The sequence below is a fragment of the Rhizobium terrae genome (genome assembly GCF_003425685.1).
Lineage (GTDB): Bacteria > Pseudomonadota > Alphaproteobacteria > Rhizobiales > Rhizobiaceae > Neorhizobium > Neorhizobium terrae.
The window spans coordinates 1-14,612 of the sequence record NZ_QJKM01000014.1 but is presented as its reverse complement, the minus strand read 5'-3'; the positions used below and the strand labels follow the sequence as shown (position 1 = coordinate 14,612).

Annotated in this window: 12 protein-coding genes and 1 pseudogene; 10 read left to right on the top strand and 3 right to left on the bottom strand. The window is 61.3% G+C overall.

Annotation, left to right across the window (positions count from 1 at the left end; all coding sequences use genetic code 11):
- Nucleotides 1–224: 224 nt before the first annotated feature.
- The gene (locus tag DMO26_RS23955) at nt 225–1,994 is read right to left on the bottom strand and encodes a glucan ABC transporter ATP-binding protein/ permease (protein ID WP_117194692.1); all 1,770 of its coding nucleotides are present in this window, start codon (nt 1,992–1,994) and stop codon (nt 225–227) included.
- 310 nt (nt 1,995–2,304) lie between these two features.
- Between DMO26_RS23955 and DMO26_RS23950 the strand changes: the two genes are divergently transcribed.
- The 6 genes and pseudogenes from DMO26_RS23950 (at nt 2,305) to DMO26_RS23925 (ending at nt 10,429) form a co-directional block, all read left to right on the top strand.
- Entirely contained in the window at nt 2,305–3,045 is a 741-nt protein-coding gene (locus DMO26_RS23950) for a helix-turn-helix transcriptional regulator (RefSeq protein ID WP_117194691.1), read from the top strand.
- A gap of 132 nt (nt 3,046–3,177) precedes the next feature.
- A complete protein-coding gene (pyc, locus tag DMO26_RS23945; protein WP_117194690.1) occupies nt 3,178–6,639 on the top strand; it encodes a pyruvate carboxylase in 3,462 nt (1,153 codons plus the stop codon).
- 330 nt (nt 6,640–6,969) lie between these two features.
- Nucleotides 6,970–8,160, top strand: coding sequence for an MFS transporter (locus DMO26_RS23940; protein WP_117194828.1), 1,191 nt, complete (start codon nt 6,970–6,972; stop codon nt 8,158–8,160).
- Nucleotides 8,161–8,290: 130 nt separating this feature from the next.
- A complete protein-coding gene (ispG, locus tag DMO26_RS23935; protein ID WP_117194827.1) occupies nt 8,291–9,541 on the top strand; it encodes a flavodoxin-dependent (E)-4-hydroxy-3-methylbut-2-enyl-diphosphate synthase in 1,251 nt (416 codons plus the stop codon).
- A 3-nt stretch (nt 9,542–9,544) separates the two neighbouring features.
- Nucleotides 9,545–9,696 (top strand): annotated as a pseudogene (locus tag DMO26_RS34515) (histidinol-phosphate transaminase); the annotation flags it as partial.
- 73 nt (nt 9,697–9,769) lie between these two features.
- Nucleotides 9,770–10,429 (top strand): OmpA family protein, encoded by a 660-nt coding sequence (locus tag DMO26_RS23925; protein ID WP_117194689.1) that lies wholly within the window; start codon nt 9,770–9,772, stop codon nt 10,427–10,429.
- A 24-nt stretch (nt 10,430–10,453) separates the two neighbouring features.
- Here DMO26_RS23925 and DMO26_RS23920 read toward each other — a convergent pair whose 3' ends face one another.
- Both DMO26_RS23920 and DMO26_RS23915 read right to left on the bottom strand, forming a co-directional pair.
- On the bottom strand, nt 10,454–11,086 hold the full coding sequence (locus DMO26_RS23920) for a LysE family translocator (RefSeq protein WP_205421259.1): 633 nt from the start codon (nt 11,084–11,086) through the stop codon (nt 10,454–10,456).
- A gap of 16 nt (nt 11,087–11,102) precedes the next feature.
- A complete protein-coding gene (locus DMO26_RS23915; protein ID WP_117194688.1) occupies nt 11,103–12,017 on the bottom strand; it encodes a polyprenyl synthetase family protein in 915 nt (304 codons plus the stop codon).
- Nucleotides 12,018–12,146: 129 nt separating this feature from the next.
- On the opposite strand from DMO26_RS23915, the gene mtgA reads away from it, so the two are divergent.
- From mtgA to DMO26_RS23895, 4 genes are all read left to right on the top strand, one after another.
- The gene (gene mtgA / locus DMO26_RS23910) at nt 12,147–12,893 is read left to right on the top strand and encodes a monofunctional biosynthetic peptidoglycan transglycosylase (RefSeq protein ID WP_404947082.1); all 747 of its coding nucleotides are present in this window, start codon (nt 12,147–12,149) and stop codon (nt 12,891–12,893) included.
- A gap of 73 nt (nt 12,894–12,966) precedes the next feature.
- Complete coding sequence (locus tag DMO26_RS23905) at nt 12,967–13,614, top strand: glutathione S-transferase family protein (protein ID WP_117194686.1); 648 nt, start codon at nt 12,967–12,969, stop codon at nt 13,612–13,614.
- 148 nt (nt 13,615–13,762) lie between these two features.
- On the top strand, nt 13,763–13,948 hold the full coding sequence (gene rpmF, locus DMO26_RS23900) for a 50S ribosomal protein L32 (protein WP_003543812.1): 186 nt from the start codon (nt 13,763–13,765) through the stop codon (nt 13,946–13,948).
- Between the two features lie 132 nt (nt 13,949–14,080).
- Nucleotides 14,081–14,488 (top strand): hypothetical protein, encoded by a 408-nt coding sequence (locus DMO26_RS23895; RefSeq protein ID WP_117194685.1) that lies wholly within the window; start codon nt 14,081–14,083, stop codon nt 14,486–14,488.
- Nucleotides 14,489–14,612: the final 124 nt, after the last annotated feature.

Sequence of the window (14,612 nt, the reverse complement as noted above, 5' to 3'; positions counted from 1 at the left end):
CGGCTTTTTGCATTGTTGTTTACGGATAGCGCGTCCCGCTCCGCCGCCATCTTCGTCTTCGGTTTAACCCGACGACGTTCCAAGGGCCTAGGCCGGTTCAGCGCATGAACGTGGATAGATGCCCGGGACAGGCCTGAGTATGACGGCGGAGAGGTTTGCGAACCCTCCCGCAGAATAATTCCGGAAGGGGCGGACGAGCGCGGATGCTTGCCGCGTGCCGTTTCTCAGGCCGGCTGGCTGGCTTCCGCCTTGTCTGCGTCTTCATCCTCGTCGCTCAACAAACCGCTGGTGCGCAGCAGCGAGGCGAAGCGGCCGCCGAGCTGACTGAGCTCGTCATAGCTGCCCATTTCGACGATGCGGCCGTTGTCGAGGAAGATCACCTTGTTGGCGTCGCGGACGGTCGACAGGCGATGTGCGATGATGAAGGTGGTGCGGTTCTCGCGCAGACGGTCGATCGCCGCCTTGACGCGGGCTTCGGTCTCCACGTCGAGGGCGCTGGTCGCCTCGTCGAGGACGAGGATCGGCGCGTTCTTCAAAATGGCGCGGGCGATCGCGATGCGCTGGCGCTCTCCTCCGGAAAGCTTGTTGCCGCGCTCGCCGACCGTGGTGTCGTAGCCCGTCAGGCGGCTTTCGATGAAATCGGTTGCCGCGGCAGCTTCCGCCGCCTGGAGGATTTCCTCGTCGGTCGCACCCTCGCGGCCCAGCGCGATGTTTTCGCTAATCGAGCGGTTCAACAGCCCGGCATCCTGGAAGACGGTGGCGATCGAGCTGCGGAGCGACTTGCGCGTGACGGTGCTAGTATCGACGCCGTCGATCAGGATGTGGCCTTCCTGCGGATCATAAACACGCTGCAGCAGGTTGATGAGCGTCGTCTTGCCGGCGCCGGTCGGACCGACGATCGCGACAGTCTCACCTGCCCTGGCCGTGAAGGAGATGTTGTGAACGCCCTGGTTGGTATTGGCGAAACCAAAGGAAACGTCGCGGAATTCCACCTCGCCATTCACCGTGCCGAGGTCGCGGGCATCCGCCGGTTCGGCGCGGTCTTCGACGGAATCCTCGAGGATGAAAAAATCCTCGAGTTTGGCGCGGGCTTCGAAAATCTGGGTGGCGAACTGGCGCAGAAGATCGAGGCGACCGATCAGCAGGTTGGCAAAGCCGATGAAGGCGACGACGTCGCCAACGCGGATCTCACCCTGCTGCACGAGCATGGTTCCGATGACGAGGATGATGCCCATGGAGACCGTGGACGCTGTCCGGTTCAAGGCGCCAGCAAGCGCCCACCAGTCGAGCACGGGATACTGAGCGGCGAGCAAATCCTTGGTGTAGGCCTTGAGGGCCTTGGTCTCAGCCTCGATCCGGTCGTAGCTATGCAGGACCGAGACGTTGCTGATCGAATCGCTGACATGCGAGAAAACCGTATGGTAGTGGTTCTCGACGGAGGCCTGGCCTTCCTTGGTGCGGTTCATCACCGTGACGCCGATGATCCAGTAGAGGATGCTCAGCACCAGAAGCACGATGCTGAGCCGCCAGTCCATCGAGACTGCGGTGGGCACCAGAAGGACGATGGCGACCGCAGTCGCGAGATGCGTGCGCATGAATTCCAGCCATAGGCCGAACAGGCTTTCCGCAGCACGCAACAGCGTATGCAAAGCGTTTGACGTACCGCGCTGATGGTGCCAAGTGAGCGGCATGGAAATGATGCGGCCGAATGCCTCCGTCAGCAGCGACGCGCGGCGGCCGTGCGCCAACCGGTCCGCCTCACGGGCGACGAGTACATAGGCGACAGTGTTGAACACGCCGAAGCCCGCCCACAGCATGAGGACAGGAGCCACCGAGGTGCCGGACGAAATGGCATCGATGATGCGGCCGAAAAGGACCGGCTCGGCGATCGTGATGACGGCAAGCACGATATTGGCGATGACGACGGCGGTGACTCGCCACTTGTTCTTCGCCAGATACTGGAGAGCCCGTGCATAAACCTGGAACAGCGTCAACTGCGGCAACCTCATTGATAATCGAGCCGACGGCGCGGCGGGACATGGAACATATGGATCGGAAACGGCAATTCCGCGACGAATGCCGGACGTGGAACCTCTTCTGCCAGAAATATTTAATGGAGGGCAAGAGTTCGCGAATTCCGTGTCCTGTCCGAAGGGCGTTGCCTCGTCACAAAACGATCGAGGGCTAGATTTCGCGGTGTACCTTCAACGAATGATAACTATGCTAATCGATTATCACGCAGGAAATAACTGAATTTTAATCCAAAGCAAAAATGCGCCAAAGAAGGCCGGGCAGGGGGCAGTCTTGAATATTCAACTGATCGTGCAACTTTTGGTGCTTGTCGGAGAAAGCAAGACTGAGACCGAATTGACAGCCCAGGTGGAATCCCTTCTGCGAGCCTATGGTTTTGAATATTACAGCGTTCTTCTCCAGTCGCGGCCGAATCAGGACTCCATGAACTTCGTTCTCGCCGGCCGCTGGCCGGAGGGGTGGCAGGAAATCTATCTCGCCCGCAAATACGTTCTCGTCGATCCGACCGTCCGGATGCTGAGCATGGCGCAGAGGCCCTTCCGCTGGCGGGATGCCGTTGTCAGGCTGAAAAACGATCCGCACAGGCAGCGCATGCAGCGGATGATGCAGGAAGGAACCCGCTACGGCCTGCTTGACGGATATACGTTTCCGATCCATGGCCGCAATGGATTGCTCGGCTACATGACATTGGGCGGCCGGCCCGTCGATCTCTCGCCGGCGGAAATGGCGCTCTTCGACGCGGCCGCCAAGAAAGTATTCTGGCGGTTTCTGGAAATCCGGAACCAGTCCGACGGCTTCGAAGCCGTCGCAAATGTGGATACTCAGCTGACCAGACGCGAAATGGAAGTGATAGTCCTGCTTGCGGACGGCCTGACGTCCAACGAGATTGCCCGGTCGCTGGATATTTCCAGCCATACGGTCGACTGGTATATCAATGGCCTGCAGGAGAAGTTGAAGGCCAAGAACCGCCAGCACGTCGTCGCCTCGGCGTTTCGCCTCGGGCTTACGACCTAAGCGACAGTTCCCCAAATCAATCGTGACACAATTTCAACATGCGGCTCGGCAGCAGATTCCGCTTGCTTAATTAGCGCGATATTGTTCTCTTTGCAGTGCAGCAATTTATCGCTGGGCCTGGGGAGAGCCACTTTGCAGATTTCGAAAATTCTCGTCGCCAACCGTTCGGAGATCGCGATCCGCGTCTTCAGGGCTGCCAATGAACTGGGTATCAAGACGGTCGCTATCTGGGCGGAGGAGGACAAGCTCTCCCTGCATCGCTTCAAGGCGGACGAGAGTTATCAGGTCGGCCGCGGCCCGCACCTTGCGAAGGACATGGGGCCGATCGAGAGTTATCTTTCGATCCCGGAAGTGATCCGCGTCGCGAAGCTTTCCGGAGCCGATGCCATTCATCCGGGTTACGGCCTTTTGTCGGAAAGTCCGGAATTCGTCGAGGCCTGCAACGATGCGGGCATCATCTTCATAGGCCCCACGGCGGAGACGATGCGCCAGCTCGGCAATAAGGTCGCGGCGCGCAATCTGGCGATCTCGGTCGGCGTACCAGTGGTGCCGGCGACCGAACCTCTGCCGGACGATATGAGCGAAGTCGCGAAGATGGCCGAAGCCATTGGTTATCCCGTCATGCTCAAGGCGTCCTGGGGCGGCGGCGGCCGTGGCATGCGCGTCATCCGTTCGGAGGCCGATCTGGCCAAGGAAGTGACAGAAGCCAAGCGTGAGGCGATGGCGGCCTTCGGCAAGGACGAGGTTTATCTCGAAAAGCTCGTCGAGCGCGCCCGCCACGTCGAAAGCCAGATCCTCGGCGATACGCACGGGAACGTGGTGCACCTCTTCGAGCGCGACTGTTCGATCCAGCGCCGCAACCAGAAGGTCGTGGAACGTGCCCCGGCGCCTTATCTTTCCGAAGCGCAGCGCCAGGAGCTGGCTGAATATTCGCTGAAGATCGCCAAGGCGACGAACTATATCGGTGCAGGCACGGTCGAATACCTGATGGATGCCGATACCGGCAAATTCTACTTCATCGAAGTCAATCCGCGCATCCAGGTCGAGCATACGGTGACCGAAGTCGTCACCGGCATCGACATCGTCAAGGCGCAAATCCATATCCTCGAAGGTTTTGCGATCGGCACATCAGAATCGGGGGTGCCGGCCCAGGAGAATATCCGCCTCAACGGTCATGCGCTGCAGTGCCGCATCACCACGGAAGATCCGGAGCACAATTTCATCCCGGACTACGGCCGGATCACCGCCTATCGTTCGGCGGCAGGCTTCGGCATCCGTCTTGATGGCGGCACGGCCTATTCCGGCGCGGTCATCACCCGCTATTACGATCCTCTGCTCGTCAAAGTGACGGCCGCCGGCTCCACGCCGCAGGAAGCCATCAGCCGCATGGACCGGGCGCTGCGCGAATTCCGCATCCGCGGGGTTGCAACCAATCTCACCTTCCTGGAAGCGATCATCGGCCATCCGAAATTCCGCGACAATTCCTATACGACGCGGTTCATCGACACCACGCCGGAACTGTTCGAACAGGTGAAGCGGGCCGACCGTGCCACCAAGCTCCTGACCTATCTCGCCGACGTCACCGTCAACGGCCATCCGGAAACCAAGGGGCGGCCGGAGCCTTCGCCGCAGTCGGCCAGGCCGGTTCTGCCCTATATCAACGGCGATGTTCCGGACGGCACCAAGCAGCTTCTGGACCGGCTCGGACCCCGGAAGTTCGGCGAATGGATGCGCAATGAAAAGCGCGTTCTGATGACCGACACGACGATGCGTGACGGGCACCAGTCGCTGCTCGCGACCCGCATGCGCACCTATGACATCGCGCGCGTCGCCGGCGTCTATGCGCGGGCGCTTCCCGATCTCTTTTCTCTGGAGTGCTGGGGCGGAGCGACTTTCGACGTGTCGATGCGCTTCCTCACCGAGGATCCGTGGGAGCGGCTGGCGCTGATCCGCGAGGGCGCGCCGAACCTTCTGCTGCAGATGCTGCTGCGCGGAGCAAACGGCGTCGGCTACAAGAACTATCCGGACAACGTGGTCAAATATTTCGTCCGCCAGGCGGCGAAGGGCGGTATCGATCTCTTCCGCGTGTTCGATTGCCTGAACTGGGTCGAGAACATGCGCGTTTCCATGGATGCGGTCCAGGAAGAAAACAAGCTCTGCGAGGCGGCGATCTGCTACACTGGCGATCTCCTGAACTCCGCCCGACCGAAATACGACCTCAAATATTATACGTCTCTCGCCGAAGAACTGGAAAAGGCAGGGGCCCATATCATCGCGCTGAAGGACATGGCGGGCCTGCTGAAGCCGGCGGCCGCACGCGTTCTCTTCAAGGCGCTGCGCGAGGCGACCAGCCTGCCGATCCATTTCCACACGCACGATACGTCGGGGATCTCGGCTGCGACGGTGCTTGCCGCGGTCGACGCCGGCGTCGATGCAGTCGATGCGGCGATGGATGCGGTCTCCGGCAACACGTCGCAGCCCTGCCTCGGCTCGATCGTGGAAGCGCTGTCCGGCTCCGAGCGCGATCCGGGGCTCGATCCAGAATGGATTCGCCGCATCTCCTTCTATTGGGAAGCCGTGCGCAACCAGTATGCCGCCTTCGAAAGCGATCTCAAGGGGCCGGCCTCGGAAGTCTATCTGCACGAAATGCCGGGCGGCCAGTTTACCAATCTCAAGGAACAGGCCCGTTCGCTCGGCCTCGACACCAAGTGGCACAAGGTCGCGCAGACCTATGCGGACGTGAACCAGATGTTCGGCGATATCGTCAAGGTGACGCCGTCTTCCAAGGTGGTCGGCGACATGGCGCTGATGATGGTCTCCCAGGACCTGACCGTCGCCGATGTCGAAAACCCTGCCAAGGACATCGCCTTTCCGGAATCGGTCGTCTCGATGTTGAAGGGTGATCTCGGCCAACCCCCGGGGGGCTGGCCCGCGGCGCTGCAGAAGAAGGCGCTGAAGGGCGAGGAGCCGTACACGGCCGTGCCGGGTTCGCTTCTGCCGCCGGCCGATCTCGATGCCGAGCGCAAGGCGATCGAAACCAAGCTCGACCGTAAGGTCGACGATTTCGAATTCGCCTCCTACCTGATGTATCCAAAGGTGTTCACCGACTTCGCGCTGGCGTCCGACACCTATGGTCCGGTCTCGGTCCTGCCGACACATGCCTATTTTTACGGTTTGAAGGACGGCGAGGAGCTGTTTGCCGATATCGAGAGGGGCAAGACGCTGGTCGTGGTCAATCAGGCGATGAGTGGCGCGGATGCGCAAGGCATGGTGACCGTCTTTTTCGAACTGAACGGCCAGCCGCGCCGCATCAAGGTGCCGGACCGGGCGCATGGCGCCTCCGGAAGCGCCGTTCGCCGCAAGGCCGAGGCAGACAATGTTGCGCATCTCGGTGCGCCGATGCCGGGCGTCATTTCCCGCGTCTTCGCTTCAGCCGGTCAGGCCGTCAAGGCCGGCGACGTGCTGCTGTCCATCGAGGCGATGAAGATGGAAACGGCGCTGCATGCCGAAAAGGACGGCAGCGTCGCCGAAGTGCTGGTCAAGGCCGGCGACCAGATCGATGCCAAGGATCTGCTGATCGTCTATGGCGGCTGATTTTCAGCCGCTTTCCTTCGTTCCGTGAACTTTCCGGCCGAGCCTCTTGCCGAAGATGATCATGAGGCCGGCGCTGCCGATCAGGATGGCGCCGATAATCGCATCGTTGGCCGGCAAGTCTTCTCAGACCAGAAAGCCGAGCCAGACAATCGCCTATATCCGAACGGTGCCAGAACGGAGACCGGCGCGCTGCGCGCCGGCTGTCAGTCCCGGCTCTGCCACCTGTTCAGGTTTCCTTCAGATATAATTTGTGAGAGGGAGAGGTGTGGTGCGTCGTTGCAAATCTAATCGATTTAAATGAAGGTTGCCGCAACCAGAAGGATTGATTTCATGGATACCCGCTCCTCCTCCCGGCCTCACGGACGCCCCGCCTTCATTACCCGCGAAAGGGTGGGAGTGGCGCTGCTTTTCCTCATGAACGGCTTCATGGTCGGAGCATGGGCGCCGAAGATTCCGGAATTCGCCGGTCGTCTCGGCCTCAGCGAAAGCGCGCTTGGTCTGATGATTCTGACTTTCGGCCTTGGGTCGATTGTGATGATGCCGATCGCCGGCAGTCAGATCGCCCGCTTCGGCTCCAGCCAGGTCAGCAAGGTTGCCGCCATTCTCCTGACGCCGACGCTGCTGCTGCTCACCTGGGTCGGCGATGTCTGGACCGGCGCCGTGGCGATCTTCCTGTTTGGCGGATTGCTGGGCGCCATGGATGTGGCGATGAATGCCAATGCCGTTTCGGTCGAGAAGCATATGCGTCGGTCGATCATGTCGTCCTGCCATGCCTTCTGGAGCCTCGGCGGTCTGGTCGGGTCATCCACCGGCGGGTTCCTGATCGAACACATCGGCGTTTCCGCGCATGTAATCCTGGTGACGATCCTCGCCGCATTGATGATCGTCGCAGCCTGGCGAACGGTGCTGCATGATGCGCCGCATCCGGACGAGGCGAACCACGCGGCCGCCCGCCGACTGCCGCTTTCGCCGTTGCCCTGGCTGATCGGCATCATGGCGCTGTTCTGTATGATCCCCGAGGGGGCAATCCTGGACTGGGGCGCACTTTACATGCGCAATGAGCTTGCGGCGTCGGTGAGCCTCTCAGGGCTTGCCTATGCGGCCTTCTCGCTGACCATGGCGGCGATGCGCTTTGCCGGTGACCTGATCCGCGATCGTTTCGGCGCGGTCATGACGCTCCGTGTCTGTTCGGTCATTGCAATCCTGGGGCTGCTGCTGATCGGTTTCGCCGAAAACGCGCCGATGGCGATCGCAGGGTTCGCGCTGGCCGGGATCGGCATTTCCAACATCGTGCCGATCTGCTTCTCGGCGGCAGGCAACCTGCCGGGCATGGCGGCCGGCGTCGGTCTCTCCGTGGTGACGACCATGGGCTATTCGGGTATTCTCGTCGCGCCTTCCGGCATCGGTTTCATCGCCGAACATACCGGCCTTGCGGCGATCTTCGCGGGTCTTTCGGTGCTTATCCTCGTGGTGCTGCTCCTGTCGTCGCTCGCCAGGCATGCCGACAACGCCCACCATTAAAAAGGCGTAATAGGGCTTCGATAGAAGAGTTGCGCGGCGCCAGGATCAAAGTATGCGGCGCGCCGTTGACAAGCGGCAACGCATACGCCACCTGAAAAGCGCTCATTTCACCAAGCCGATGAGATTTCCGATGTCGTCACCCATCGATTATGATCCGAAGCCGCGCCGCGCGACCGTGGCCGTCGATGTCGGCGGCGTCATTGTCGGCGGGGGTGCACCGGTGGTCGTCCAGTCGATGACGAATACGGATACCGCCGATATCGACGCGACGGTCGCTCAGGTCGCTGCCCTCTACAAGGCAGGTTCCGAAATCGTCCGCATCACCGTCGATCGCGACGAGAGCGCCGCCGCCGTCCCGAAGATCCGCGAACGTCTGCTGCGGCTCGGCATGGATGTGCCGCTGGTCGGCGACTTCCACTATATCGGCCACAAGTTGCTCGCCGATCATCCTGCCTGCGCCGAGGCGCTCGCCAAATACCGCATCAATCCGGGCAATGTCGGTTTCAAGGACAAGAAGGACAAGCAGTTCGCCGACATCATCGAGATGGCGATCCGCTATGACAAGCCGGTGCGCATCGGTGTCAATTGGGGTTCGCTCGACCAGGACCTGCTGACGACCCTGATGGACCGCAATGCCGCCGAGGGCTCGCCGCTCTCCGCTCGCCAAGTCATGCACGAGGCGATCTGCCAGTCGGCACTGATCTCGGCCGAGCTTGCCGAACAGATCGGCCTGCCGCGCAACCGCATCATTCTCTCGGCCAAGGTCAGCCAGGTACAGGACCTGATTGCCGTCTATTCCATGCTCGCGGAGCGTTCCAACCACGCGCTGCATCTCGGTCTCACCGAAGCCGGCATGGGATCGAAGGGCATCGTCGCGTCTTCGGCCGCCATGGGTTACGTGCTGCAGCAGGGGATCGGCGATACGATCCGCGTTTCGCTGACGCCGGAGCCGAATGGCGACCGCACCCGTGAAGTGCAGGTGGCGCAGGAACTCCTGCAGGTCATGGGCTTCCGCCAGTTCGTGCCGGTCGTCGCCGCCTGTCCGGGCTGCGGCCGCACCACGTCGACGGTCTTCCAGGAACTTGCCCAGAACATCCAGAACGATATCCGCAAGAACATGCCGGTCTGGCGCGAGAAGTATCCAGGCGTCGAAGCGCTGAATGTTGCGGTCATGGGCTGCATCGTCAACGGACCGGGCGAGAGCAAGCATGCCGACATCGGCATTTCGCTGCCGGGTACGGGCGAGACGCCGGCCGCCCCAGTCTTCATCGACGGCAAGAAGGCGATGACGCTGCGTGGTCCCAATATCGCCGCCGATTTCGAGAAGCTCGTCATCGATTATATCGAGAACCGTTTCGGCCAGAAGACGGCTGCCGAATAATCCATGAGCCAGTACTGGTCGCCGTCGTCAGCACGCTGAAACCCTATGCCGCCGACGAACAGCCGGGCATCCGGAATCTCGTCAAGCTGAACACGAACGAGAACCCTTACGGCCCGTCGCCGAAAGAGCTCGAAGCCATCCGTGCCGCAGCCGACGGCGGGCCACCTCGCTATTGCCGCAATTCATGGTAAATGAGAGTCACCACTGACGACGGGGACTTCGATTTATATGATCAAGAAAATCGCGATCGTTGCGCTTTGCGCGACCTATCTTTCTGCCTGCACCACGACCGACCCCTATACGGGCGAGCAGAAGATTTCCAATACGGCCGGCGGCGCCGCGATCGGTGCCGGTCTCGGTGCTCTTGCGGGTGGCCTGACGGGCGGGCGCCATGCGGGCCGCAACGCGTTGATCGGCGCGGGCATCGGGGCGCTGGCCGGTGGCGGCATCGGTGCCTACATGGACAATCAGGAAGCGGAACTGCGTGCGCAACTCCAGGGCACCGGCGTTTCGGTGACCCGCATGGGTGACCGCATCATCCTCAACATGCCGTCCAACATTACCTTCGCCACGGACCAGGACCAGGTGATCCCGCCGTTTTACCGGACGCTCGATTCCGTCGCGCTCGTGCTGAACAAGTTCAACAGGACCTTCGTCGACGTAAACGGCCATACGGACTCGACCGGCAGCCTGCAGCACAACCAGGGACTTTCCGAGCGCCGCGCCGCTTCCGTCGCAAACTATCTCGGCAGCCGCGGGGTCGACCAGCGCCGCATGTCGACGATGGGTTTCGGTCCGTCGCAGCCGATCGCATCCAACGCGACCGCGGACGGCCGTGCGCAGAACCGCCGCGTCGAGGTGGCGATTGCTCCGATTACCCAAGGCTGATCGTAAAAAGCTCCGGCGAGTCGCTTAGATGCGGCTCGTCAGAAGCTTGAAGCCGGCGACGCTGTAGAAGACGGCCATCGTGCCTTCGATCCAGCGTCGGGCGGCCCTGTAGCCGCGCAACGCGTGGGATGTCGAGAAAACCATAGCATAGGTGGTGAAGATCGTCAGGCTGGACGTCATGCAGACGGCGATGATCAGGACGATTGCCGAGGTCGACGCGTTTTCCGGCAGGCCCAGCGAAATGATCGCCAGCCATGCGAAGATCGCCTTCGGATTGGTCAAGTGGATCATGTAGCCGCGCAGCCAGAGCTGGCGCGACGTATAATCCGTCCGGGCATTGCCGATCGCGGCTTTCGCATCGGGCAGGCGTGCGGATCTGTAAGCCTTCCAGGCCAGGTAGATCAGGTAGAGCCCGCCAAGGACCTTCAGGATTTCCAGCGCGATCGCATAGTTGCGCAGCAGCGCGGCAAGGCCGAGTGCTGCCGCACAGGCCCAGGTGAACGAGCCGCAGGCAATGCCGAGCGCAGTGACGAGACCGGCACGGCGGCCTTGCGAGATCGACGCGCCGATGATCGCGAAATTGGCCGGGCCGGGGCTCGCGACGTTGATGATATAGGCGATATAAGCCGGCCACATGTAGATCAGGATATCGGGCAAGGTCTTTCCCCAGGCGTCAGTTATCTCGGCTGGCGATGAAGCGTGCCGTCTCCTGCAGAATAAGCGCCTTTTCTCCGTAGGGCGCAAGCAGCTCGACGGCTTCTTCGGTCAGCGCATCGAGCCTTTTTTCGGCCCAGTCCATGCCATGCATGCCGACCAGCGTTCCCTTGCCGCGCGCGGCATCCTTGCCGGCGGCCTTCCCCAGGGTGGCGGCATCGGAGGTAAGGTCCAGAAGATCGTCGGCGAGCTGGTAGGCAAGGCCGATCTTCTGGCCGAAAAGGCGAAGCCTTTCGCGATCGGCCGAGGGCGAACCGGCGACGATGGCGCCGGCTTCGCAGGCAAAGCGCAGCAGAGCACCGGTCTTCATTGTCTGCAAGATCACGATGCCGGCTTCGTCGGGTGGGGATTTCTCCGCGGCGAGATCCAAGGCCTGACCACCCGCCATTCCTCCCGGCCCGGCAGCCCGCGCAAGCGACAGGACGAGTTCCATCTTCAGCCGGTCGGCAAGCTCGGTCTCGGGCGCGGCGATGATGTCGAAGGCATAGGTCAGCAGGCTGTCGCCGGCGAGGATCGCGGTCGCCTCGTCGAAGGCCTTGTGCACGGTCGGCTGGCCGCGGCGCAGGTCGTCGTCGTCCATGGCCGGCAGATCGTCATGGATCAGGGAATAACAGTGCAGGCATTCCAGCGCCACGCCGGCGCGCAAGGCTGCCTGCGAGGAACCGCCGAGCAATGCCGCGGCCTCGCGCAGAAGAAAGGGCCGCAACCGCTTTCCACCGTTCAGTGAGCCATGCCGCATGGCGGCCATCAAGTGCGGCGGACGGGCGATTTCGTCGCCGAGACAGGTATCGGACAGCAGCGACGAAAGCATGACCTCCGTCTCGGCGGCGCTCTGCCGCAGGCGCATTTCGAATTCCGTCTTGCTGTCCGTCATGGCCGCTGTTTGGCATGGCGATTGTTGGCTGGCAACGGCGATTTACCAGCACACGCGAAGTTTTCGGTGCCGGACTCGCCTTGGCCGCGTTGTGCGGTTATGAAAACGGAAACAGGGATGAGCGGGACATTGGATATAACGCCCGAAAGCCAGGTGCAGGAGGACGAGCCGGTGAACACAGGATTGCGCCGGCGCCTGTTTTCCGGCGGCCTAATCCGCCGCGCCGTGCTGATCGTCCTTGCGGTTCTTCTGCTGCCCTATCTCCTCGTTTTCGTCTACGCATTGCCCTTCACTCGCCCGGTCTCGACGCTGATGCTGTCGGAACTTGCGCTGTTTCGCGGTTACGACCGTCGCTGGATGAGCATCGACGACATTTCGCCCAATCTCGTCCGTTCGGTGATGATGTCCGAGGACGGCCAGTTCTGTTTCCACGGTGGAGTGGACTGGAACCAGATGCGCGGCGTGGTCGAGGATGCACTGGATGGAGAAGCGACGCGCGGGGCCAGCACCATTCCCATGCAGGCGGCCAAGAACCTCTTCCTTTGGAACGGCCGGTCCTTCATCCGTAAGGGGCTCGAACTGCCGCTGGCGCTCGGAGCCGATCTCGTCTGGTCGAAGCGGCGGATGATGGAAATCTACCTGAACATCGCCGAATGGGGGCCGGGCATCTATGGAGCCGAGGCCGCCGCCCAATATCACTTCAGGATACCCGCCTCGAAACTCAGCGCGCGGCAGGCCGCGCTTCTGGCCGTTTCGCTGCCCAATCCCATCACCCGCGTTGCCGGCAAGCCGGGCCGCGGCATGCAGCGGCTCGCCGGCATCGTGGAGCGCAGGGCGCGGAGCGCCGGCGACTATATCAAATGCATTTATGGTTGAGTTTCAGCGATTTCATTGGTCGCATCCGGTGATGCCGATTATAGGCTGATGCAGCCAACCGGAGACGCCGCCCATGGAAAAGCTTACTCTTTATATCGGCAACAAAAACTATTCCTCCTGGTCATTCCGCCCCTGGATCGCGATGACGGCGGCAGGCGTGCCTTTCGAGGAGGTATTGATCCCCTTCGATTTTCCAGCCGGCAATCCGAAGTTCAAGCCGATCTCGCCGACGGGCAGGGTTCCGGTCCTGCATCATGGCGGCGTGCGCGTCTGGGAATCGCTTTCGATCATCGAATACGTCGCCGAGATGTTTCCGGACAAAGGCATGTGGCCGAATGCGGGCGACGACCGTGCCGCCGCCCGTTCCATCTCGATGGAAATGCTGTCCGGCTTCCGGGCGTTGCGCAATGCCTGCCCGATGAACATGCGCCGGCCGAAAAGGGTGATCGACCTGCCTGACGGCGTGATGGACGATGTCGCCCGGATCGAGACGATCTGGCGGGAATTCAGAGGCAAGTCCGGCGGGCCGTTTCTGTTCGGCGCGTTTTCCGCCGCGGATGCGATGTTCGCGCCCGTCGTCAACCGGTTCGATGTCTATGACTTGGTCAAGGACGAGGAGACGCTTGCCTACATGAATGCCATGAAGTCTCATCCGGCCTGGGTGCAATGGCAGGACGCGGCCCTCAAGGAGACCTGGATCGTGCCCGAGGACGAGGCATAGCCGCATATTTCTCAAAAAATCCCAGCAAGGACTGGTCAAAGCCCTGCCGGCCATGTATAAGCCGCCCAAATTTCCGAGATCGAAACATGTCCAATCGGCCTCAGTTCCGGCCGGAGATCATGTTTTGCACGAAAGTGGAGTAACGAAAATGGCTGTACCGAAGAGAAAAACGAGCCCGTCGAAGCGCGGTATGCGCCGCTCCGCCGACGCGCTCAAGGCTCCGACCTATGTCGAAGACAAGAATTCCGGCGAACTGCGCCGTCCGCATCACATCGACCTGAAGACCGGCATGTATCGCGGTCGTCAGGTTCTGACGCCGAAGGAAAGCGCGTAAGCGTTTTACTTGAACGTTCGCTTGAAGGGCCGGCTCTGCCGGCCTTTTTTTGTTTCCGCGACGTCTTGCGGAAAGCGTATTCAGGAAGCACAGTCCGGGCCGACCCATTCCGTTAAAGCTCCGGAGCCCTTCATGCTCGCCGCATTGCCGCTGATGATCATTCCCTTCATCCTCTACAATCTCGCGATGCTCGGCCTTCTGGGCGGCGGAGGGATCGCATCGCTCGGCAGTGTCGTCAGTTCGCTCCAGATGCTCTCCGGCGCGACATGGACCATGACGCTCGGCGACGGCATCATCGTTGTCTCGCTGGTCTTCCTGTTCGTGGAAATCCTGAAAGCGAGCCGCAACGGGCGCGGCTCGCTTCTCAATCACATGCTGTCGATGCTGGTTTTCATCGCCTATCTGGTGGAATTCCTGCTGGTGAGGGATGCCGCGACGCAGATCTTCTTCATCCTGATGACGATCACGTTCATCGATGTCGTCGGCGGCTTTGCGGTGGCGGTCCGCTCGGCCGGCCGCGACGTATCCATCGGGCTCTAGCAGGCTGTTGAAAAAGCCACTGGCATTGACTGCTTCGAAATGATTCACTGCGTCCGAGGGGCTTTGGGGATTATGGAATGCGTGGCGGCGATGTTCGGACGGGGGAACTCTTCAGCTATGTCGA